The organism is Stenotrophomonas sp. Iso1, assembly GCF_027497995.1.
GTDB lineage: Bacteria > Pseudomonadota > Gammaproteobacteria > Xanthomonadales > Xanthomonadaceae > Stenotrophomonas.
Map to the genome: position 1 here is coordinate 1,494,003 of NZ_JAODBT010000001.1, position 19,127 is coordinate 1,513,129.

Annotated in this window: 21 protein-coding genes; 13 read left to right on the forward strand and 8 right to left on the reverse strand. The window is 64.4% G+C overall.

Annotated features, from left to right (window positions below; all coding sequences use genetic code 11):
- Window positions 1-15 precede the first annotated feature (15 nt).
- The 3 genes from sstT to PAN08_RS06460 are packed head-to-tail and all read left to right on the forward strand — an operon-like array spanning window position 16 to window position 2,251.
- Window positions 16-1,224, forward strand: coding sequence for a serine/threonine transporter SstT (gene sstT / locus PAN08_RS06450; RefSeq protein WP_269790640.1), 1,209 nt, complete (start codon window positions 16-18; stop codon window positions 1,222-1,224).
- A gap of 5 nt (window positions 1,225-1,229) precedes the next feature.
- Complete coding sequence (locus PAN08_RS06455) at window positions 1,230-1,952, forward strand: AzlC family ABC transporter permease (protein WP_269790641.1); 723 nt, start codon at window positions 1,230-1,232, stop codon at window positions 1,950-1,952.
- Window positions 1,949-2,251: an AzlD domain-containing protein gene (locus PAN08_RS06460; protein WP_269790642.1), complete on the forward strand. Its 303-nt coding sequence runs from the start codon at window positions 1,949-1,951 to the stop codon at window positions 2,249-2,251. Before PAN08_RS06455 ends, PAN08_RS06460 begins: the two co-directional genes overlap by 4 nt.
- Window positions 2,252-2,358: 107 nt before the next feature.
- Here the strand turns inward: PAN08_RS06460 and PAN08_RS06465 are convergent, their stop codons facing one another.
- The gene (locus PAN08_RS06465) at window positions 2,359-3,072 is read right to left on the reverse strand and encodes an RNA pseudouridine synthase (RefSeq protein WP_269790643.1); all 714 of its coding nucleotides are present in this window, start codon (window positions 3,070-3,072) and stop codon (window positions 2,359-2,361) included.
- A gap of 64 nt (window positions 3,073-3,136) precedes the next feature.
- A complete protein-coding gene (locus PAN08_RS06470; protein WP_269790644.1) occupies window positions 3,137-3,634 on the reverse strand; it encodes a YgjP-like metallopeptidase domain-containing protein in 498 nt (165 codons plus the stop codon).
- Window positions 3,635-3,715: 81 nt separating this feature from the next.
- Here PAN08_RS06470 and PAN08_RS06475 point away from each other — a divergent pair, with 81 nt between their 5' ends.
- Both PAN08_RS06475 and PAN08_RS06480 read left to right on the forward strand, forming a co-directional pair.
- On the forward strand, window positions 3,716-4,270 hold the full coding sequence (locus PAN08_RS06475) for a DUF2058 domain-containing protein (RefSeq protein WP_269790645.1): 555 nt from the start codon (window positions 3,716-3,718) through the stop codon (window positions 4,268-4,270).
- Window positions 4,271-4,349: 79 nt separating this feature from the next.
- Complete coding sequence (locus PAN08_RS06480; RefSeq protein ID WP_269790646.1) at window positions 4,350-4,616, forward strand: DksA/TraR family C4-type zinc finger protein; 267 nt, start codon at window positions 4,350-4,352, stop codon at window positions 4,614-4,616.
- Here PAN08_RS06480 and PAN08_RS06485 read toward each other — a convergent pair.
- The 3 genes from PAN08_RS06485 to PAN08_RS06495 all read right to left on the reverse strand — a co-directional run bounded on the left by PAN08_RS06485 (window position 4,613) and on the right by PAN08_RS06495 (window position 7,354).
- Window positions 4,613-5,131 carry a GNAT family N-acetyltransferase gene (locus PAN08_RS06485; protein ID WP_269790647.1) on the reverse strand — a complete coding sequence of 173 codons (519 nt, stop codon included), beginning with the start codon at window positions 5,129-5,131 and terminating at the stop codon, window positions 4,613-4,615. The genes PAN08_RS06480 and PAN08_RS06485 overlap by 4 nt on opposite strands.
- Before the next feature lie 74 nt (window positions 5,132-5,205).
- Window positions 5,206-6,465 carry a sugar transporter gene (locus tag PAN08_RS06490; RefSeq protein WP_269790648.1) on the reverse strand — a complete coding sequence of 420 codons (1,260 nt, stop codon included), beginning with the start codon at window positions 6,463-6,465 and terminating at the stop codon, window positions 5,206-5,208.
- 331 nt (window positions 6,466-6,796) lie between these two features.
- On the reverse strand, window positions 6,797-7,354 hold the full coding sequence (locus PAN08_RS06495) for a mechanosensitive ion channel family protein (RefSeq protein WP_269791192.1): 558 nt from the start codon (window positions 7,352-7,354) through the stop codon (window positions 6,797-6,799).
- Window positions 7,355-7,593: 239 nt separating this feature from the next.
- Here PAN08_RS06495 and PAN08_RS06500 point away from each other — a divergent pair, with 239 nt between their 5' ends.
- From PAN08_RS06500 to PAN08_RS06510, 3 genes are read left to right on the forward strand one after another with little or no spacing between them, the layout of a single operon-like run.
- Window positions 7,594-8,172, forward strand: coding sequence for a sigma-70 family RNA polymerase sigma factor (locus PAN08_RS06500; protein ID WP_269790649.1), 579 nt, complete (start codon window positions 7,594-7,596; stop codon window positions 8,170-8,172).
- Window positions 8,169-8,702: a hypothetical protein gene (locus PAN08_RS06505; protein WP_269790650.1), complete on the forward strand. Its 534-nt coding sequence runs from the start codon at window positions 8,169-8,171 to the stop codon at window positions 8,700-8,702. The genes PAN08_RS06500 and PAN08_RS06505 overlap by 4 nt, the downstream gene beginning before the upstream one ends.
- An 11-nt stretch (window positions 8,703-8,713) precedes the next feature.
- Window positions 8,714-9,604 carry a DUF4097 family beta strand repeat-containing protein gene (locus PAN08_RS06510; protein ID WP_269790651.1) on the forward strand — a complete coding sequence of 297 codons (891 nt, stop codon included), beginning with the start codon at window positions 8,714-8,716 and terminating at the stop codon, window positions 9,602-9,604.
- A gap of 377 nt (window positions 9,605-9,981) precedes the next feature.
- On the opposite strand, the gene PAN08_RS06515 is transcribed toward PAN08_RS06510, so the two are convergent.
- Entirely contained in the window at window positions 9,982-11,340 is a 1,359-nt protein-coding gene (locus PAN08_RS06515; protein WP_269790652.1) for an Hsp70 family protein, read from the reverse strand.
- A 119-nt stretch (window positions 11,341-11,459) separates the two neighbouring features.
- Between PAN08_RS06515 and PAN08_RS06520 the strand changes: the two genes are divergently transcribed.
- Complete coding sequence (locus PAN08_RS06520) at window positions 11,460-11,792, forward strand: zinc ribbon domain-containing protein YjdM (RefSeq protein WP_269790653.1); 333 nt, start codon at window positions 11,460-11,462, stop codon at window positions 11,790-11,792.
- A 112-nt stretch (window positions 11,793-11,904) separates the two neighbouring features.
- Here the strand turns inward: PAN08_RS06520 and PAN08_RS06525 are convergent, their stop codons facing one another.
- Window positions 11,905-13,008, reverse strand: a complete 1,104-nt coding sequence (locus tag PAN08_RS06525) for a transglutaminase domain-containing protein (RefSeq protein WP_269790654.1) — start codon at window positions 13,006-13,008, stop codon at window positions 11,905-11,907.
- A gap of 402 nt (window positions 13,009-13,410) precedes the next feature.
- On the opposite strand from PAN08_RS06525, the gene thpR reads away from it, so the two are divergent.
- From thpR to PAN08_RS06545, 4 genes are all read left to right on the forward strand, one after another.
- A complete protein-coding gene (gene thpR, locus PAN08_RS06530; protein WP_269790655.1) occupies window positions 13,411-13,998 on the forward strand; it encodes an RNA 2',3'-cyclic phosphodiesterase in 588 nt (195 codons plus the stop codon).
- Window positions 13,999-14,119: 121 nt separating this feature from the next.
- Complete coding sequence (locus PAN08_RS06535) at window positions 14,120-14,725, forward strand: hypothetical protein (protein WP_269790656.1); 606 nt, start codon at window positions 14,120-14,122, stop codon at window positions 14,723-14,725.
- A 64-nt stretch (window positions 14,726-14,789) separates the two neighbouring features.
- The gene (locus tag PAN08_RS06540; protein ID WP_269790657.1) at window positions 14,790-14,972 is read left to right on the forward strand and encodes an oxidoreductase-like domain-containing protein; all 183 of its coding nucleotides are present in this window, start codon (window positions 14,790-14,792) and stop codon (window positions 14,970-14,972) included.
- A gap of 70 nt (window positions 14,973-15,042) precedes the next feature.
- Complete coding sequence (locus tag PAN08_RS06545) at window positions 15,043-16,389, forward strand: AcvB/VirJ family lysyl-phosphatidylglycerol hydrolase (RefSeq protein ID WP_269790658.1); 1,347 nt, start codon at window positions 15,043-15,045, stop codon at window positions 16,387-16,389.
- Between the two features lie 51 nt (window positions 16,390-16,440).
- Here the strand turns inward: PAN08_RS06545 and mprF are convergent, their stop codons facing one another.
- Window positions 16,441-18,996: a bifunctional lysylphosphatidylglycerol flippase/synthetase MprF gene (gene mprF / locus PAN08_RS06550; protein ID WP_269790659.1), complete on the reverse strand. Its 2,556-nt coding sequence runs from the start codon at window positions 18,994-18,996 to the stop codon at window positions 16,441-16,443.
- Window positions 18,997-19,127: the final 131 nt, after the last annotated feature.

Here is a 19,127-nt window from a genome sequence, read left to right on the forward strand (position 1 = left end):
CCCTGGGCCTTGCCAATGACCGACCGTTCAACCTCCTTCCGCGCACCGAGCCTTGTGGTGCAGATTGTCATTGGCCTGGTTGCAGGCATTGTGCTGGCGATGGCCTGGCCACAGGGGGCGACGGCGGTGGGGCTGCTCGGCACGGTGTTCATTTCCGCGCTCAAGGCAGTGGCGCCCATTTTGGTGCTGGTGCTGGTCACCGCCTCCATCGCCAACCACAAGCATGGGCAGAAGACCAATATCCGCTTCATTCTGGCGCTGTATGTCATCGGCACCCTGACTGCCGCGTTGGTGGGTGTGGCCGCCAGCTTCTTGTTCCCCAGCATGTTGAACCTGAAAGTCGCAGCCGAGGCGGGCATGACTGCGCCAGGCGGCATCGGCGAAGTACTCAAGACGCTGCTGATGCAAGTCGTCGACAACCCGGTGCATGCGCTGCTCAACGCCAACTACATCGGCCTGCTGGCCTGGGCCGTGGGTCTGGGCATGGCGTTGCGCCATGCCAGCGCCGGCACCCGCGTGCTGGTGAGTGATCTGTCCGACGCCATCACGTGGGTGGTGCGTGCGGTGATCAAGCTGGCACCGTTGGGCGTGTTCGGTATCGTTGCCTCGCTGCTGGCTGAATCGGGCCTGGGAGCGCTGAAGGGCTATCTACAGCTGTTGTACGTGCTGATCGGCGCGATGCTGTTCATGGCGTTCGTCGGCAATCCGCTGATCGTGGCGCTGGTGACGCGTCGCAATCCCTATCCGCTGGTGCTGCGTTGTCTGCGTGAAAGTGGCATCACCGCGTTCTTTACGCGTTCTTCGGCGGCCAACATTCCGGTCAATATGGAGTTGTGCCGCAAGTTGGGCCTGCATGAGGAAACCTACTCGGTAGCGATCCCGTTGGGTGCCACCATCAACATGGCCGGCGCAGCAATCACCATTTCGGTGCTGACATTGGCTGCGGTCAACACGTTGGGCATCGCCGTGGACCTGCCGACTGCGCTGCTGTTGAGCGTGCTGGCGGCGGTCGGTGCCTGCGGTGCTTCTGGTGTGCCGGGTGGTTCGTTGCTGTTGATTCCACTGGCCTGCGGTTTGTTTGGTATTTCCAATGACGTGGCGATGCAGGTGGTAGCGGTGGGCTTCATTGTGGGTGTGGTGCAGGACTCGGCCGAAACCGCGTTGAATTCCTCCACCGACGTGGTGTTTGTTGCTGCCGCCGAACAGGCGCGCGGGCGGGACTGATGCGCATGCGCGAGCGGCTCACACCCGCGGTACGCATTGGCCTGTCGATTGCGCTGGCCACCGGCTTGTATGGCATTTCCTTCGGCGCGCTGGCAGTGGCGTCGGGGTTCAGCGTCGCGCAGACGGCGGTGCTGAGTTTGTTGATGTTCACCGGTGGCTCGCAGTTCGCCTTCATCGGGGTGATTGCTGCCGGTGGTGCAGGCGGTGCGGCATTTACAGCGGCCACGCTGCTGGGTATCCGCAATGCGGTGTACGGCGCACAGATCAACCGCATGTTGGTGCCGCGCGGTTGGCTGCGGCCGCTGGCCGCGCAGATCACCATCGACGAATCCGCCGCCACCGCCGCCAGTCAGCGCGAGCCGGCCGAGCAACGGCGGGGTTTCTGGGTGGCAGGCATCGGCGTGTACCTGTTCTGGAATTTCTTCACCTTGGTGGGCGCCTTGCTGGGCGACGCCTTGGGCGACCCGCGCCGCTGGGGACTGGATGGCGCAGCGGTGGCGGCCTTTCTGGCGTTGCTGTGGCCGCGCCTGCGCTCGCGTGAGCCGGTGGCCATCGCCATTGTCTGCGCGCTGGTGACTCTGCTGGCGCTGCCGTGGTTACCGCCCGGTGTGCCGATCCTGTTGGCAGCGACGGTGGCGGCGGTCTGGGGGTGGTTCGGGCAGGGCCCCGCCGACGAAGGGCTTGAGCCGGATGTAGCGCCACCCGCCATCAAGGAGGGTTCGCGATGACGCTCTGGGGTTGGATTCTGCTGGCCTGCGTGGCCGCCTGGGGGCTCAAGTTCGTCGGCTATCTGGTGCCGCTGCGGTGGATGGAATCACCGCGCATGAGCCGTGTGGCGGGTACCTTGACCATTGGCTTGCTGGCATCGCTGACGGCAATGAATGCGTTTTCCGCCGGGCAGGGGCTGGCATTTGATGCGCGCATTGGTGCGTTACTGGTAGCAGCAGTGGCGCTGGCGTTGCGGGCACCCTTCCTGCTGGTTGTGGTGCTGGGGGCGGTGGCTGCGGCGTTGATCCGCTTGCTGTAACGCCGATCAGGCGGGGATGCGGTGCACTCCCTGCGTTTGCATCCACAGGTTGCCGACGGTGCCGCGATGCTCTGCCTGACCACGCGGGTAATACGTTTCCGCGTAGCTCAGAACTTCTGGCTGGGCATCAAAAAGCGCCACTGGCCTTCGGGCATTTTGCTCAGGCCAATGCGGCCGATACGCAGCCGGCGGATAGCCGTGGCTTGCAGGCCGACTTCCTTGCACATGAACTGCAACTGGCCTGGGCGTACATCCTTGATGGCAAAACGCAGGCGTTGCTCGCTCTGCCAGCTGACCTTGCAGCTTTGCAGACTGCGGCCTTCGTAAATCAAGCCCTGGGTCAGGCGCGACATCGCCCACGGACTGGGTTCGCCTTCCACGTCCACCATGAACTCCTGTTCCAGTGACGGGCCGGTTTCGATCAGGTGGCGGCGCACGCGCCAGTCCTGGGTCAGTACCACCAGCCCGTTTGCCGCTTCGTCCAGTGGCATGGGCACTTCCAGGCGCTGGAAATGGCGGCGCAGCAGGTGCTGCTGGCTGGAGGCATAGTCGGTGAAGTGGCTGGCTTCTTCGATCAACGCCAGCAGCCCTCCTGGGCCGACTCCGGCGGGCTTGTTCAGCAGGAACGTCGCCGGCTCGGCGCCTTCGGTATTGGCGTTGTCAGCCAAGGTCACCACTTCCTCGGTGACCATGGTCTGCGGGGTTTCCACCACCACGCCATCCACGCTCACCCAGCCGCCTTCAATGTACTGCTGGGCCTGGGCACGCGAGCATTGCAGCTGCGCGGACAGGCGCTTGTCGAGACGGATGGGCGTGGTCATGGATACGGTGTTCTACGGCGGGCGGGGAGTGTAGCGCCGATGCGTCGCGGTCGCGAACGCAGGCTCAGCGCGGTTCGTGTTCCAGCGCGGTCAAATACAGGCGCATATCGAACTCCAGTTGGTGGTAGTCCGGCTCCATGTGCAGGCACAGCTGGTAGAAGGCCTTGTTGTGGTCGGCCTCTTTGATGTGGGCCAGTTCGTGCACCACGATCATCCGCAGGAACTCGGCCGGGGCCTCGCGGAACACGCTGGCGATACGGATTTCACGGCTGGCCTTGAGTTTGCCGCCATGGTTGCGTGAGATGGCCGTATGTGTGCCCAACGCATGCTTCACCACCTGCAGCTTGCCGTCGTAGAGCACCTTGCCCAAAGGCTGTGACTGGCGCAGATGGCGGTCTTTCAGCGCCTGCACGTAGTCATAAAGCTGGCGGTCGTTGCGCACTGCGTGTGGCTGCGCATAGCGGCGGCGTACCGCTTCGCCGAGCTTGCCTTCCGCCAGCAGCTCACGGGCGCGCTGCTGCAGGGGTTCGGGATATCCGTTCAGGTACTTCAGGGTCTGCATCGTGGCTGTGCGGATTTGCGGGCGAGGTAGGGGGCCGATGGGTATCATGGCAGCCATCGGCAACAGAACACGAATACGACGATGGCAAAGGCAAATCCGCTGCAGGAACAGTTGCTCAAGGCTGGGCTGGTGAAGAAATCCCAGGTATCCCAGGTGGCCCGTGAGCAGGTCAAGGCACGCCATGGCAAGGGCCCGGCGGCGCCCACCGAAAGCCAGCGTGAGGCCGAACGTGTGCGCGCCGAGAAGGCCGACAAGGACCGCGAGCTGGCCGCCGAGCGCAATGCGCAACGCCGCGCCGAAGAACTGCGCGCGCAGGCGCGGCAGATCATCAGCGACCGCAAACTGCCACGTGGCGGCGAGCTGGAATACCGCTTCAATGATGGCGAAATCATTCGCACGCTGCTGGTCACCGAGGCGCTGCGCAAGCAGTTGGCGAACGGTGCGCTGGTGGTGGTGCGCCACGGCGACAGTTTCGAGTTGCTGGCACGGGTGGCCGCCGAGCAGGTGCGTTCGCGTGCCGCCGAGCTGATCGTGCTCGACCACGGCCAGAGCGAGGATGCCCCCGTGTCCACCGGCAACGCCGAGGATGATGCTTACTACGCCCAGTTCCAGGTGCCTGACGATCTGATGTGGTAACCCGCCGTTTCGGTAATGTTGACCTGCCACTCAGGCAACTGCGCTAGGCTGGATGCCGGTTACTACGGAGCATTCAGCCATGGCCACCGGTTGGGCAGGCGACACCGCTGTTCAGGATCAGATTGATGCCACGGTCGGGGACGCGATCAAGCGTGCGCGTAGCCGCATGCCCAGCGGTCCCAGCCTGGAACATTGCGAGGAATGTGACGCGCCCATCCCCGAGGCACGACGCAAGGCAGTGCCGGGTGTGCGCCTGTGCGTTGTCTGCCAGGAGGCGCACGATGCCGAAGATGCCAGCGCCAGCGGTTACAACCGGCGTGGCAGCAAGGACAGCCAGTTGCGTTAGTGCTTGCCGGTCTGCGGCAATAGTTCGTTGAGGTACTGCTTCTGGATTGCCGGCCGCAACAGACGCGGCCGTTCCATCAACACAAAGCGCACGCCCTTTACCGTCTGCGGCGCTGCTTTGGCAACGAAGCCGAATTTCTCGTACACCGGCACTGCCACTTCCGAGGAGTTGACCGTGTAGTCGCGGCGACCGTGGACGTGCAATGCGTGCTCCCACAGCCGGCGGGCGATGCCCTGATGCCGCGTGTTGCGGCTCACGAACAGATGGTGGATATGGCTGCCGTCACGCAGGGCGATCATGCCGCACAGCTGGCTATCGTCCTGGACGAGGTAATGCACAAACTGTGGTGATGCCAAGCGCTGGGCAAAACTGTCCGGCGTAAGTGTGGCAAGGAAGGCGTGGGCACTGGCGCCGGTAGCGGCGTCGAGCAGGTGCCGGGCCAGCGGTGTGACCAACGCGCTGAGCGCGTCAGCGTCAGCAGTGGTCGCATCGCGAAGTGTGCTGTTTGAGTCCATTGGCCGCCCCGTTGCCCTGTTCTGCGTGGAGCATAACGGGAGTGGCGGCTGCCGGGTGCGAAGGCTGCCGGGCGTCAGTGCCGCGCGGCCGATAGCTGGAAACTACCGCTCCAGCGCAGCAGCGCGAAGGTGCACCACAGCCAGCCGGCCGTAGCGATCAGCCCGCCGACCAAGCCAATGTGCTGCATGCCCAGATGCAGGCTGACCTGGCTGCCGATCAACGCACCGGCGCCGATGCCGATGTTGAAAATGCCGGAGAACAGCGCCATCGCCACGTCGGTGGCGTCGGAGGCCAGGCTGAGCACCTTGGACTGCATCGACAGTGCGAAGGAGATCATCGCCACGCCCCATACGGACACCAGCACATAGAGCATCCACGCGTTGCCCAGGCCGGTGCGCAGCAACAACAGGCAGGCGGCGAGGGTGCCGATGGCGGTCAACAGGAAGCCGCGCGGCCAGCGCAGTCCGTAACGTGAAAACAGCACGCTGCCGATGAAGCCCATGCCGCCGAACAGCAGCAGCACCAGCGTAGTGACGTGGGCATCGAAGCCGCCGATCTTCTGCACGAACGGTTCGATATAGCTGTAGCCGGTGAACTGCGCCGAGATCACCACCGCCACCAGCACATACAACGCCATCAGCGCGGGGCGTCGCAGCAGCACGGGAATGCTGCTGGCCGAGCCGCTGTTCTGGCTGGGAAGGGCCGGCAGCAGGCGTGCCAATACCAATGACACCAGCAGCGCGACGCCGCCGATGGCCATGAAGGTGACGCGCCAACCCAGCCACTCACCGACGATGCGGCCCAGCGGAATGCCCAGCACCATTGCCACCGAGGTGCCGGTAGCCAACAAACCCAAGGCCTGCGGACGCTTGCCCTCGGGGGCCATGCGCACCGCAAGCGACGCGGTGATCGACCAGAACACCGCATGCGCAAGCGCAATGCCGATGCGGCTGGCCATCAGGACCGGGTAGCTCCATGCAACGCCGGACAGCACATGGCTGGCGATGAACAACGCAAATACGCCCAGCAGCAATTTACGCCGGTCGAAATTGCGGGTGAGCAGCATGCACGGCAGTGAGGTCAGTGCGACGACCCAGGCATAAATGGTCAACATCAGCCCGACGTGCTCGATGGGCATGCCAAACGCTCCGCCGATATCGCTCAGCAGCCCCACCGGCACGAACTCGCTGGTGTTGAACACGAAGGCGGCCAGGGCCAGCGCGATGACGCTGAACCAGCGCTGGCGGTCGCTGGGCTCGGCCGGGATAACGGCAACGGGCGATGTGGTGTCTGCCGGGCAGGCAGAGCAGGGGGCGTTGGCTGAGGAGGACATCGTTTACGAAGGGTGCGGTCAGAAAGACCGGGAAATCGGTGCCGATTTTCGCATGCGGCGGCGCAACATGAGTGAAATGCTGTGGTTCAAACGGTCGCTTCGGATGCTGGCCCAGCAGGGCACGACCCGCGTGGGACCACCGTAAGCCAGCAATCAAAACCCCTCATTCGGTTTACGGGAGAGGGGTTGGGGTGAGAGCAATCCGGATCTTCGGCGCCTGCTGTCAATTGAGGCGTCGAAAGCCAAACGCTCGCCTCATCCGCTCTTGCGGGGCACCTTCTCCCCCGTGCAGGAGAGCGGGGTGCATGCGGTGCTGCTGGTTGGGTTCCCCTCAACCATCGCCCTCAATCGCTCCGTGGGCCGTGTCGCCCCCACGCCAACGGCGCAGGCCGCGCTGGAAGAACAGGCTGTTGGGGATCTGCATCAACGTGCCTTCGGCCGGGCCACCGATCTCATGCAGAGTGGTGTAGATGAGGTTGATGTCTACCACGCTGCCTTTCAGTCCCGGCTTCTCGCCGTTCTCCAGCAGTTCGATCTGGTCGCCCAGGCGGAACGGGCGGGTGGTGAAGATCAAGAACGTGCAGAAAACGTTGGACAGCACACTCCATGCCGCAAAGAACGCCACCGCACCGACGGCGGCAAAACCGGTGAAGGCGGTCCAGAGCACCGACGGCTCCACGCCAATCCGGTCGAGCACTGCCAGCGCCGTGACTGTCCAGATGATGAAACTGGACAACCGGCGTATCGCCATCTCGATGGGTTGCGGCAAGGTGTAGTGCCGGCCCAGGCGCGACAGCAGGCGGCGGAACAGCAGGCGCAGCAGCAAGGCCACCAGCAGGATCACGACGATGTGCAGACCGGTGGTCAGCGGACCGATCCAGTCATGCATCGAGGGTGGCAGGTACTGCTTCATCGTCAATCTCCTTGCTGACTGCAGGTGTCTGCAGCGCGCCGGTCTGCCGGCATGGTGGTTGTGCCGACATGCCGTGGTTCAGCCGCGCCAGGAGGCGAGCAGGGACCAGTTACATGAATCAGCAACGGTGGGGGAGGCGATTGTCGGCCATGCGGGCATAGACCGACAACGCACCGGCGTTTAAACCTTTTGCCCGGTTGCTGCATCCAATGGATATGCTCAACGCCATTGTGACCACCGCCGCCCCTTTATCGCCCGCCGTGGACGACGCAGCGCTGGCTCGAGCCGCCGCTGCCGGCGATGTGCACGCCTACGAACGTATCTACCGCCGTCACGCGCCGAAGTTGAATGCGCTGTTGTGGCGGCTGTGCGGTGGCAACGCCAGTCGTGCAGAGGACGTGCTGCAGGAAACCTTCATCCAGGCCTGGCGCAAATTGCCGCAGTTCCGCTTCGAGAGCGCGCTGGGCACTTGGTTGCATCGGTTGGCGGTGAACACGGCGCTGATGGAACTGCGCGCCAGTGCCACCTTTGAATCGCTGGAGGTTGGCGAGGACGGCATGGAAATGTTGTCGGAAATGACCGCCCCCGCGCGCTGCAATGCCACCGGGATGGATCTGGAACGCGCGCTGCAGACATTGCCACCGCGGGCTCGCGCGGTACTGGTGCTGCATGACATTGAAGGCTGGAAACACCAGGAAATCGCCACGGAGCTGCGGATGGCCGTCGGTAGTTCCAAAGCGCAGTTACACCGTGCCCGTGGCTTGCTGCGGGTACGGCTTGGAGAAGCACGATGAATCAGAACGACAACGAGCACGACAACGACGACCTGGTCCGCCAGCTGCGCGAACTGCCTGCTGAGCGCGTCCCAGCAGCGGTGGTCTGGCAACGCATTGCTGCTGAATTGCAGCAGCCCCGGCAGCCTGTATCGGTTGTGGTGATGCCTTCGATGCTGCGCCCGGTGATGCACAAAGAGCCTAGTCATTGGCCGTGGTACGCCGGTGCGGCAGCGGCGGTGTTGGCGTTGGTTGGCGCGGTGGCATTGTGGCTGCCGCAGGAACGCCCGCTGCCGGCTTCGCCCTTGCAGGCGCAGGCCAAGGCCTTGACCCATGAATACCGGCTGGCCATTGCGACGATTCCGCAGGACAGCGTACCGGCGGAATTGATGCCCGCGCTGCAGGAACTCGATGCCAGCGCCGGCGACATCCGTCAGGCCATCGACCAAAGCCCGCAGGCAAGCTTCCTGCTCGGGCAACTGCAGCGCACCTACGCGCTGCGTCTTGAACTCACCCGGCAAGGCCTTGGCGGCGCCGGACTTTCCACCTGAAGGAGCAATCCATGAAAGCCTCTCTGAGGAATGTGCTGGCCGCCACCCTGCTGCTGGCGCCCCTGTCGTCGGCCTTGGCGCAAAGCACGGTCAACCAGCGCCTGCCGCTGTCCAGCGGCGGCCGGGTTGAACTGGGCAATATTGCTGGTTCGGTCACCGTGCGCGGTTGGGACCGCAATGAAGTACAGCTCACCGGCACGCTCGGCGACGGCCAGCGCCTGGATGTGGAAAACAGCGCCAACCGCGTGCAGTTCAAGGTGGTGTATCCACAGAACAGCCGCAGCAGCGGCGCGCGGTTGGAACTGCGAGTGCCGCGCGCGGCGCAGCTGCAGACCAGTACGGTGAGTGCTGGCGTGGATGTGGCCGACGTCGATTTGCGTCGCCTGCAGACAACGACAGTCAGCGGTGCCATCACTGCCAATGGTCAGGCCGAGGAAGCTGAACTCAGTACCGTGAGTGGTTCGATCCGCACGCAGCTGCGTACCTCGCGGCTGGAGTTGCGTACGGTGAGCGGTGGCATCAACAGCGGCGGCGGAAGTGGCGGTGAAGTGACGGCCAACTCGGTGTCCGGTGGTATTGCGTTGGATCTGTCGGGCGTGCAGCGGCTCAATGCTGAAACCGTGTCGGGCAACCTGGGCGTGCGTAGTTCCGGCCTGCAGCCGGGTGGGCGCATCAACCTGCAGACGGTGAGCGCACCGGTCACGTTGACACTGCCGTCGCGCACGTCAGCGCAGTTGAAAGCCAGCACCTTCAGTGGGGATATCCGGTCCGACGTTGGTCAGGTGGAGCGTCCCCGTTACGGCCCCGGCAGCAGCCTGGATGCGCGCATCGGCAGCGGTGATGGTGATATCTCCATCAACTCGCATTCGGGCGATGTGCGGGTGAGTTTGGGCGGTCGGTGATTCAGCGTTCGATGTAACTGAGCAGCGAGAAAAATTCGAACTCCCTCCCTTCTCCCGTTTACGGGACGACAACTCGGCAGGACTGCCGAGTTGCACGGCGAAGCCGCCCAGCGGGTGAGGCGCAAGGATGTGCCGAATGCAGGTACCCCGAAGGGGCGGATGAGGGGAGCTTTTTGGCTTTGGACGGCCTTGATTGAAAGCCAACGCCGGAGATCAAAAGCGCCCTCATCCCAACCCCCGCTCCGCGCCCCGGCCCTTGCACTGGCGCAAGGGCACTCATCAGATCGCGAACCAATGGTTCGCAAACGACCCTCTTCGTCCCGCTCGCGGGAGAGGGGCTATGTTTCGCTCCGCCCGGGTGTGAGCAGGGCTGCGCCTCAACCCTGCGCAGCCGCCAAAGCCAATCCCTGCACTACGCCGAATGACGGATCACCATGCACCAGTGTCGCGCTGGGGAACGCTGACGCAGCGGTGCGCTGCACATAGCCTGCGCGTGACATGCCGCCGGTGAGGAACACCGCTGCCGGATCGTGACCGATGTCCTCACGGACCTGCTGCAACAGGTTTTCCAGCTCACTCAAATAACTGCCTGCCGCTTTCGTCAGATGCGGCGCGTCGGTTTCCACGCTCAAGCCGGGCTCGATGAAATCCAGCGCGCTGGCATGGCGCTCATTGCTGCTCAGCGCAATCTTGCAGTGCTCCACGGCGCGGTACAGGCGCGCAGTATTGCCGGTGTCCTGCAACGCTTGCAGGCGCGGGCCATACGGCGCATCCACGGCCGCATAGTCATGCTGGCGGAAATCGCGCTGGCGCGGCATGTCCTGCACCATTGCGGCTTCCACATAGTGATGCGCTGGTACGCGGGTGATGCCGCGCCCGAACAGCGGCATATAGCCGGCCAGGCTCAGGGCAAGGTCGATATCGGTGCCGCCGCGCGCGATACCCCAGGCGCGATGAATCTGCGGTGCCTGGGTGCCGCCGACGCTGGCATGGGCGATGTCGGTGGTACCGCCGCCGACGTCCACGATCACCGCTTCATGACGGCTGTCGCTGACGGCGTGGTAGTGCATGGCGGCTGCGGCGGGCTCTTCCAGAAATTCGACCTCATCGAAGCCGGCCGCCAATGCGGCGCCACGCAGGATGTCCAGCGCCTGGGCGTTGCCGGCATCGCCGATGGAACTGCGGAATTGCACTGGGCGGCCGAGCAGCGCGCTGCGCACGTTCTGGCCCAACTGCTTGGAGGCGGTCAGGCGGATGTGTTCCAGGATATGCGTGGCGATGCCGGTGATGGTTTGCTTGGCGCGCGGATGCAGGTTGTAGCCCAGCATCGATTTGGGGCTCTGCACCAGGTTGCCTTCGTTCTCTTCGAAGTAGGCTTCCAGCGCGTCGTCACCGTAGACCGCGTTCTGCAGCAGGGTGGTGGAGCTTTGCGGTTCGCGGATGCGTTCTTCCATCCATTGCCGGCGCACCACGCGCATGGAATCACTGCGCAGCTGATCGTAGCTGCGGTTGGTGCCGGTAGCACGCGAGGCGCGACGGCCGTATTCGATCAACTCTTCCAGCTGCTGTTCCAGCGCAGGAGTCAGTTCGAAATCGTTGGGGTCGCGCATCACCTCGGGGAAATACACCGTGGTGCGGAACTGCAGCGCGTCGCCGAACTGAACCGGGACCACCTTGCCGTCAACGTGGGCGGCGGCGGCGGAGTTGCTGGTGCCGAAGTCAATGCCAAGTTTCATGGAGCGGGGGTTTCTACGGCTAAAACGGCCGCGCACTTTACTACGCGGCTGGCCCAGCGGCGTGAGAGCGAGCGTGAGCGGCTACAATCGGCGGCCCCTTTCATGTTCCGGGAGCTGTCATGTCCGTTTCTTCCTGCCCGCAGTGCTCGCTGCAGAACGTCTACCCCGATGGTGCGCTGTGGATCTGTGCCGATTGTGGCCATGAATGGACGCCCGGCGAAGCGGCGGCCAACGCCTTGGTCGTGCGCGACAGCAATGGCAACGTGCTGGTTGCCGGCGACACGGTCACGGTCATCAAGGACCTGAAGGTGAAGGGCTCTTCGATCCCGCTCAAGCAGGGCACGGTGATCCGCAACATTCGTCTGGTCGAGGATGACGCCGAGAACATCGAAGGCAACTCGGAGAAGATCAAGGGCTTGGTGCTGAAGACCTGCTTCCTGCGCAAAGCCTGAGGTACAGGACACCCGCAGTGGTGAGTGAGGAGGGAGAAACCCGCAAGGGGCCTCGCATCCACGCGTCCTCTAGCGGATTTTTCGCTTTTTGTTCTCCGCTCCCAGCGTCACCTCAGTGTGCGGCATGTCGCGCCTCCAGGCGCCGGATGCCATCCAGCTTGGTCTGATAGATGGCCCGCTGCTCGTCGCTGCCTCCCAGGGCGCGAGCGCGGGCCATTTCGCGTTCGGCCAGACGGTTGTTGCCGCTGAGAAAGTAGACCCGTGCCAGTCCGAAGTGGAACTGATGGGCGCGCCCATACAGCCGCACCGCCTTGCCGTAGTAATGCACCGCCAGTGGATAGTTCGTGGCGCGCTCGGCAATCACGCCCTGCATGAACTGATAGAACGGGTCATTGCTGCGTGAGCGGTCCAACCGCGTCTGCAACTGCGCGGCACGACGTGTATCGCCCATCTGCAGATACAACTTGGAGGCGTTGTGCAGGGACGGAGCGTGGTTCTTGTTGATCGACAGCGCGGTCTCGAAATCGTGGCTGGCGGCGGTCAGATCATTGACCCGTGATTCCAGCACGCCCAGGTTGCTCCAGGCCGGCACGAAGCGCGGTTCCATCTGCAGTGACAGGTCGAAGTAGCGACGGGCGGTGACGTAATCGTGCGCGGCCAGCTGGTCGGCACCCCGGTTGTTGTAGAAATGGGCCAGTGCGCGGCGGTCGGTTATCTGCCGCGGGCCACGGCTGTCGTAGAGCACGTTGCTGTCCAGATCCATGGTGGCGGGGCGGCCATTCACGCGCAGGCCGGCGTTGACGTGCCCGGCGTTGAAGATGAGCCCTTGCTCCTGGTACCAGGTGACTACCTGGCCGACCTCCTGCACGTGCGCCTCCAGCCCGACCTCACGGGCCAGGGCAACGAACAACAACGTGAAGGAGAGGCAGTTGGCCCGGCGCTGCTGCCAGGTCTCGGCGATGGTCAAAGTTGCCTCGGTGTCGTACCGCAGGCCGAGCCCGCTCGGCTCGAATATCAACTCGACCAACCGCTGCAGGCGCTTTTCCGGGGAATTGGTGGTGTCGGTCACCCGTTCGCGCAACAGCGCCTTTATCTCGGGCGGCACGACCATGATTTGTTCCGGTGCCGGGATGTCCACGGCGACCTGCGGCGCCGGCGTCGGCGCAGGAGAGAGCGCGGTGACGGCGAGCAGGGCAAAGGCGTTCCAACCGATCATGGCGACCACCTGGAGGTTGCTGCGGCAGCCCGAGTGTATGCCTGTGAAAAGCGGGCCGGTGTGAGTGTCAGATCACGCGATGCGGGGCAGGTGGGCGTCGTTTGGCAACGGCCCCGTTGGGTGTCCTTAGAGCGTGCCTTGCCTGCATCCATCGTGCCTCCCGCAGCGGTCCCGGCCCGACACGGGCAGGGAAAGCCCGCAATCCACAGGCGGTGTGGATCAGCCCTTGGCAAACATGTGGATAACCGTCGGCAGGCCCCGCAGCGCTTGGCTCGCCGAGTGCTGGCTATATTTTGTCCAGCAGGCATCCCGGTGAGGGGTGGGGTCTGCTAGTATCCGCGGCCCCAGTCAGTATCGGCGGCCGCTACATGCAGGCCAGCCGGTGGCTTTCGACGCGAAACCATGAACAAGTTCCTTCCTTCTGACCAGGCACAGCTCTCGCTGGGTATTGGCAGTGACATCCCCACCGAGCGCCTGTTCTTTGCGGTGCTGCCGGATCCGCACACCGCTGAGCGGGTTGCCGAACTGGCCGAAGGGCTGCGGGACGAGCATGGGCTGGAAGGGCATCCGCTGGCGTGCGAGCGCCTGCATATCACTCTGCACCACGTTGGCGACTACGCCGGCCTGCCACCAAGCTTGTTGGCCAAGATGCGCCAGGCCGCCAGCCGCGTACGGATGCCGGAGTTCGAAGTTTGTTTCGACCAAGTGGGAAGCTTTGCTGGCAACCGTCAGAACCCGTTCGTGCTGCGCAGCGAGTACGGCGCTGAACTGCTTACCGGTCTGCATGAAGAACTGGCGCGTTGCCTGCAGGGTGTGGGCGGCAAGACCGACCCGCGCTTCACTCCGCATATGACCCTGCTGTACGACAAGCGCCGCATGCCGATTCAGCCGGTACAGCCGCTGCGCTGGTTCGTGCGCGAATTCGTACTGATCCGCAGCTTCCTTGGCCAGAGCCGCTACCAGCTGGAAGGCCGCTGGCAACTGGGCTGAAGGGCCGTGGCGAATAACAAGGTGTGAGAGGTGGGAGACGGCAAACGGCGGGCTCTGCTTCTGCTTTCATTGGATCCTTGGGCCTCTTCACTCACTTCTGCCGCTCAGGCAGGATGCGTGCATGGACAATCTTTCGCTGCCGCTTTCCCTTCCGCCGCAACAGCTGGCCGAACTTGAAGCGGCCTATGCGCAACCGCCGCGGGCGTATCACAACGTCGGCCACATAGAGGCGGTGCTGCATCACTACCGCGATGTCGCCGCAGGCCCGGGCTGGAAGCAGCCGCGCGAAGTGGCGCTTGCGGTGCTGTACCACGATGCAATCTACGAAGCGGGACGCAGCGACAACGAGTTGCGCTCGGCGCAGTTGGCCGTTGCAGCAATCCAGCGCTGGTTGCCGGATGCGGGCGTGGACGCTGCCCGGGTGGCAGAGTTGATCGCGTTGACGGCCCGCCACGGGCAGCTGCAGGCGGAGGAACTGGACGTGGACGCGGCGTTGTTCCTGGACAGCGACATGGCCATCCTTGGTGCCCCGCCGGAGGTGTTCGATGCGTACGACCGCAGCATCACCCAGGAATACAGCGGCAAAGTGCCCGGCTTTTTGTTCCGCATCAACCGGCGCCGCTTCCTGAAAGGCGTGCTGGCGCAGCCGCGCATCTTCTTCAGCGATTTCTTCCATGAACGCTATGACACGGCGGCTCGTGCGAATTTACGCCGCGTCACCGGCTGAGTTGGCACCGATTGGCTAAAATGCGCCGTACTGTGCTGCCGAGCCGGCCCAAGTGGCCGTTGCGATGAACCCGAATCCCGCTGTCGATCCTGATCCCCGTCCGCTGCCGCCTGAAGCTCCCGGCCCCAATGAGTGCTGCGGCAGCGGTTGTCCGCTGTGCGTGCTGGACCTGTATTCCGATGAGCTGGGTCGGTACCGGGAGGCGTTGGCCGCGTGGAAGCTGCGTCACCCCGACGTGCTGGATTGAAACGCCCGTCCTGACATTTTTTCCGCGCCAGCAGGCGTAGGCTTCAACTCCCGATCCAGAGAGCGTCTCCATGGTGCGTGCGTTGTTGGGCATGTGGGTGGCATTGGCCGTGCACGCCGTACCGGCGCTGGCCGCCGAGCAGGTCAGCCACGGCCGTTTTGAAAACGTGCCCGTGCAGTTGCCCGCGGGCTCGCCGCAGCGGGTGGTGTTGTGGTTTGCCGGTGGTGACAAACCGGCACAACGGCAGGCGCGGTTGCAGGCGTTGCGCGACGACGGTGCGATGGTGGTGGACATCGACACCGCGCACCTGCAGCAAGTGCTGGCAAAGACAACGGGACACTGTGGTTTCTCTGCGGGCGATGTCGAGAATTTCTCGCGTTACGTGCAGGCCTATTACCGCGTGCCAACGTATCGCTTGCCGATTCTGGGCGGCGATGGCGAAGGTGCGGCGTTGGCCTATGCGGTAGCGACCCAGGCTGCACCGCAGGTGTTTGCCGGCCTGCTGACCGAGGACTTTTGCCCGCAATGGCATGCCGGGCAGATGGTCTGCGGTGGTGCGATCAGCGACCGCACGCTGCAGCCGCAGCCGTTGCATTTCCCTTGGTTGTCGGCGGCGGTGGGTGCGCATCACGCATGCCCGGCGGCGAGCGTGGATGCCTTCATGGCGGCCGTGCCGATGGCGCGCCAGTTTCAGCGCACACGCAGTGGCAATGCCTTGCCGGGTGAAGTGGCAGCGGCGCGCGTGCTCGGCGCGCAGCAGGGCGTCAGTCTGCCGCCGGTGCCGCAGGAGCTGGACGGCCTGCCGCTGGTGGAAGTACCCGCAGCCGGGCAGGGCGACACGTTCGCGATCTTCGTGTCCGGCGATGGCGGTTGGGCCGGCCTGGACAAGGAGGTGGCCGACGCGCTGGCGCAGGCGGGTGTTTCTGTCGTCGGCGTGGATTCGCTGCGCTATTTCTGGAGCGAACGTACGCCTGCGGGTTTTGCCGCAGACCTGGATCGCATCGCGCGTCATTACGCACGCCAGTGGCAGCGTCCAAAGTTGGTGCTGGTTGGGTTTTCGCAGGGGGCCGATGTGTTGCCTGCCGCCATCAACAAGCTGCCGGAAAGCACGTCGTCACGGTTGCGGATGACCGCGTTGATGTCGGCCGGCACCCATGCTGATTACGAATTTCACGTCAGCAACTGGATTGGTGGCGGTGGCGATGATGGCCTGCCCATCGCGCCGGAAGTGGCGAAGTTGCCGCCGCAAACCACGCTGTGCATCTACGGCGAGAACGACGATGGCGCCCTCTGCCCGCAGCTGCCAGCGGGCAGCGCGCAGGTAGTGAAGCTGCCGGGTGACCATCACTTCCAGGGCGACTACGCCGCGCTGGCGCGGGTGATCCTGCAGCAGCTGAAGGCACCTGCAAAACCGTAGGTGCCAATGCGATTCCTGCAAATCCCAATTCCCGCTGCGTCGCTTTGTGGCCTATCGCTGCGGATGCGGGTCCAGCGAGATCAGCCGGGTGACGTCGAGCAACGCCGCTGGAAGGTGCATGCCACCGGGCGCGGCGAGGTAGCGCGGGCGCCAGTCGGGTGAGAACTTCGACTTGAAACGACGCAGGCCTCCGAACCCATAGAAACGCTCGCCATGGCGTGCGACCAGGTTGGCGAAACGGTTCCAGCGGCCGGCGAGGCGGTGTTCGGCCAGCCCGGTGAGGGGGGCCATACCCAGCGAAAAACGGGTGTATCCGTTGGCCGCACCCCACAGAAACAGCTCGATGAACAGGAAGTCCATCGTGCCCTTTGGGGCGTCGGGGAGGTGGCGCATCAGGTCCACCGACAGCTCATGCCCGGCCGGTGCCTGCCAGACGTTGGCGAAGGCGACGATGCGGCCCTCGGCTTCGACCACTGCGATCGGGAAGCGGCACAAGTAGGCATCATCGAAGCTGCCCAGCGAGAAGCCTTTCTCCTCGCCTGATTTTTCCTCCAGCCAGCTGTCGGAGATGGTTTTCAACTCCGGCAGCAGCGGTTGCACATCGGCGGCGTCCACCAGTCGAAAGCTCAGCGCCGAGCGCTTGCCGCGATTCCAGGCTTGGCGCAGGTCGGCACGGGTGCTGCCGGTGAGGCTGAAATCCTGCAGGGGCACCATGGCTTCCTCGCCCAGCTTCACCAGCGTCAGTCCCAGATCCAGGTAGGTCTGCCAGTGCCGATCACTGGTCTGGTAGAACACCGGGCGCAGGCCGAGGCGGTCGGCTTCCTCGCGGAATTTCCAGATCAACTCACGCACCACTGCCGGTGGCCCGACCGGATCGCCCATCGACACCAGTGATCCGCCGTAGCGCTGCATCATCACGAAACCATCGCCGTGCTCGCTGCGCAGGATGGCCTTGTCGCCGATCATCGACAGGCAGGCCTGGGTGTCGTGCGCCTGTGCCAGCACCGGGCGCAGCTGTTCCAGCGTTTCGCTTGCCGGCGCAGGCAACGGGCTGCGGGTACTGTGCAGCAGGCGCGCAAGCCCGAATACGATCACCACCAGGCTGATCAACAGCAGCGCACGCAACGCGCGTGGCGCGTTGCCGGACGTGGCGAACTGCCACCACAGTTCGTTCTGGTATTCGACGTGGCTGTAGACGAAAAACAGCAGCCATACCGTCGCCACCAGCACCAACGCGACATTGCGCAGCCACGGCCATGACCAGGCTTCGTCGAGCAACGCGCCTTCGCGATAGAACTCGCGCCGCGCTGCCCACAAGGCGATGGCCACCAACGGTAACGTCAGTGCCACCAGCGCGTGTCCGCCACGTAGCCAGGCGGGTACCGGTAGCCCAACGCACAGCACCAGCGCGATCAGCCATGCCACATGACTGCGCCGTTGCAGGCCCTGGCCAAGCAACAACAGCGCGACGCCGCCAAGGCTGCCGAGCAGGTGCGAGGTTTCCACCAGCGGCAATGGCGCGGGCAGGATGCGGTGACGCGGCACCGGCAGGGTGCCGTCGATCACCAGCAAGGCGCCCACGGCGAACACGGCCAGCGCGATGATCTGCGGCAGCCATGGCCGCAGTGCACCCCATGCCGCCCCGGCACCACTGCTGATGGGACGACGCATGCTGGCCACGGCGGCGAGCAGGGCGGACAGCAGCAACGGCAGCAGGTAATAGGTGACGCGGTACGCCACTGCTGCGGCGAGGATGGCTGCCGGCGCGATCTGCGGCAGCAGCTTGAGCAGGCTCCACTCGAATACCCCCAGCCCGGCCGGCACGGTGGAAATCAGGCCGGCCACCACCGCCACCAGATACAAGCCGACAAACCCGATGAAGCCCACTTCCGCCTGTGCCGGCAGCAACACGTAGAACGCGGCCGATGCCAGGCTCAGTTCAACCACGCTCAGCGCGGTGACTTCCAGCACCGTGCGCCGGTTGGGAATCCATATCTGGTGCGTGCGCCAGCCGATGCTGCGTCCGTGGGTGCCCACCAAGGCCAGCATCGCCGCGAACAACAGCAGCAAGCTGATGCCCAGCGCACGCACGACGGGGACGGTGATCGGCAAGGCGCGCGCGGCAGCGCCAGGCTCCAGCCACAGCGCCAAGCCGAGCAGCAGCCACGCACCAAACACGAAGCCCAGCGTGGACATCAGCACCACTTGGCCGATCTCGGCCAGGCTGAGCCCGGCTCGACCATAGCTGCGCAGGCGGATGGCTCCGCCGGTCAATGCAGCAAAGCCCAGCGTCTGCCCGGCGGCGTGTGCCAGGAAAGCAGTGATGCCAATGCGGCTGGCGGGTAAGCGTTGCTGCGCACGGCGCAGCCCGATGGCGTCAAAGCCGATCAGGCAGAGGTAACTGGCCATGCCCAGTAGCGTCGCAACGATCAGTTGCGTCCACGACAGCCCTTTGAGCGCAGTGCGGATGAGGTGATAACCCTGATCGTCAAATTGCCCTGCCAGTGCATGCAGGGCCATCCCCATAATTGCCAGCGTGATGGCAATGGCCGCCAGCCGACGCCAGCCCGCGGTCCTTTGGTCCAGTACGACGGGTGCAGCACTCATGCGTGGCAGTGACAGAGATGCGCCGGACGGCGCGGGTCGCCAAGACTATCGCCAGTGCGTGACGCTCACGCAAAACCGACGCGGATGCATTGTTTGTCCCTTCAGCCAACACGGGCGGCGTTGGGGCCTAA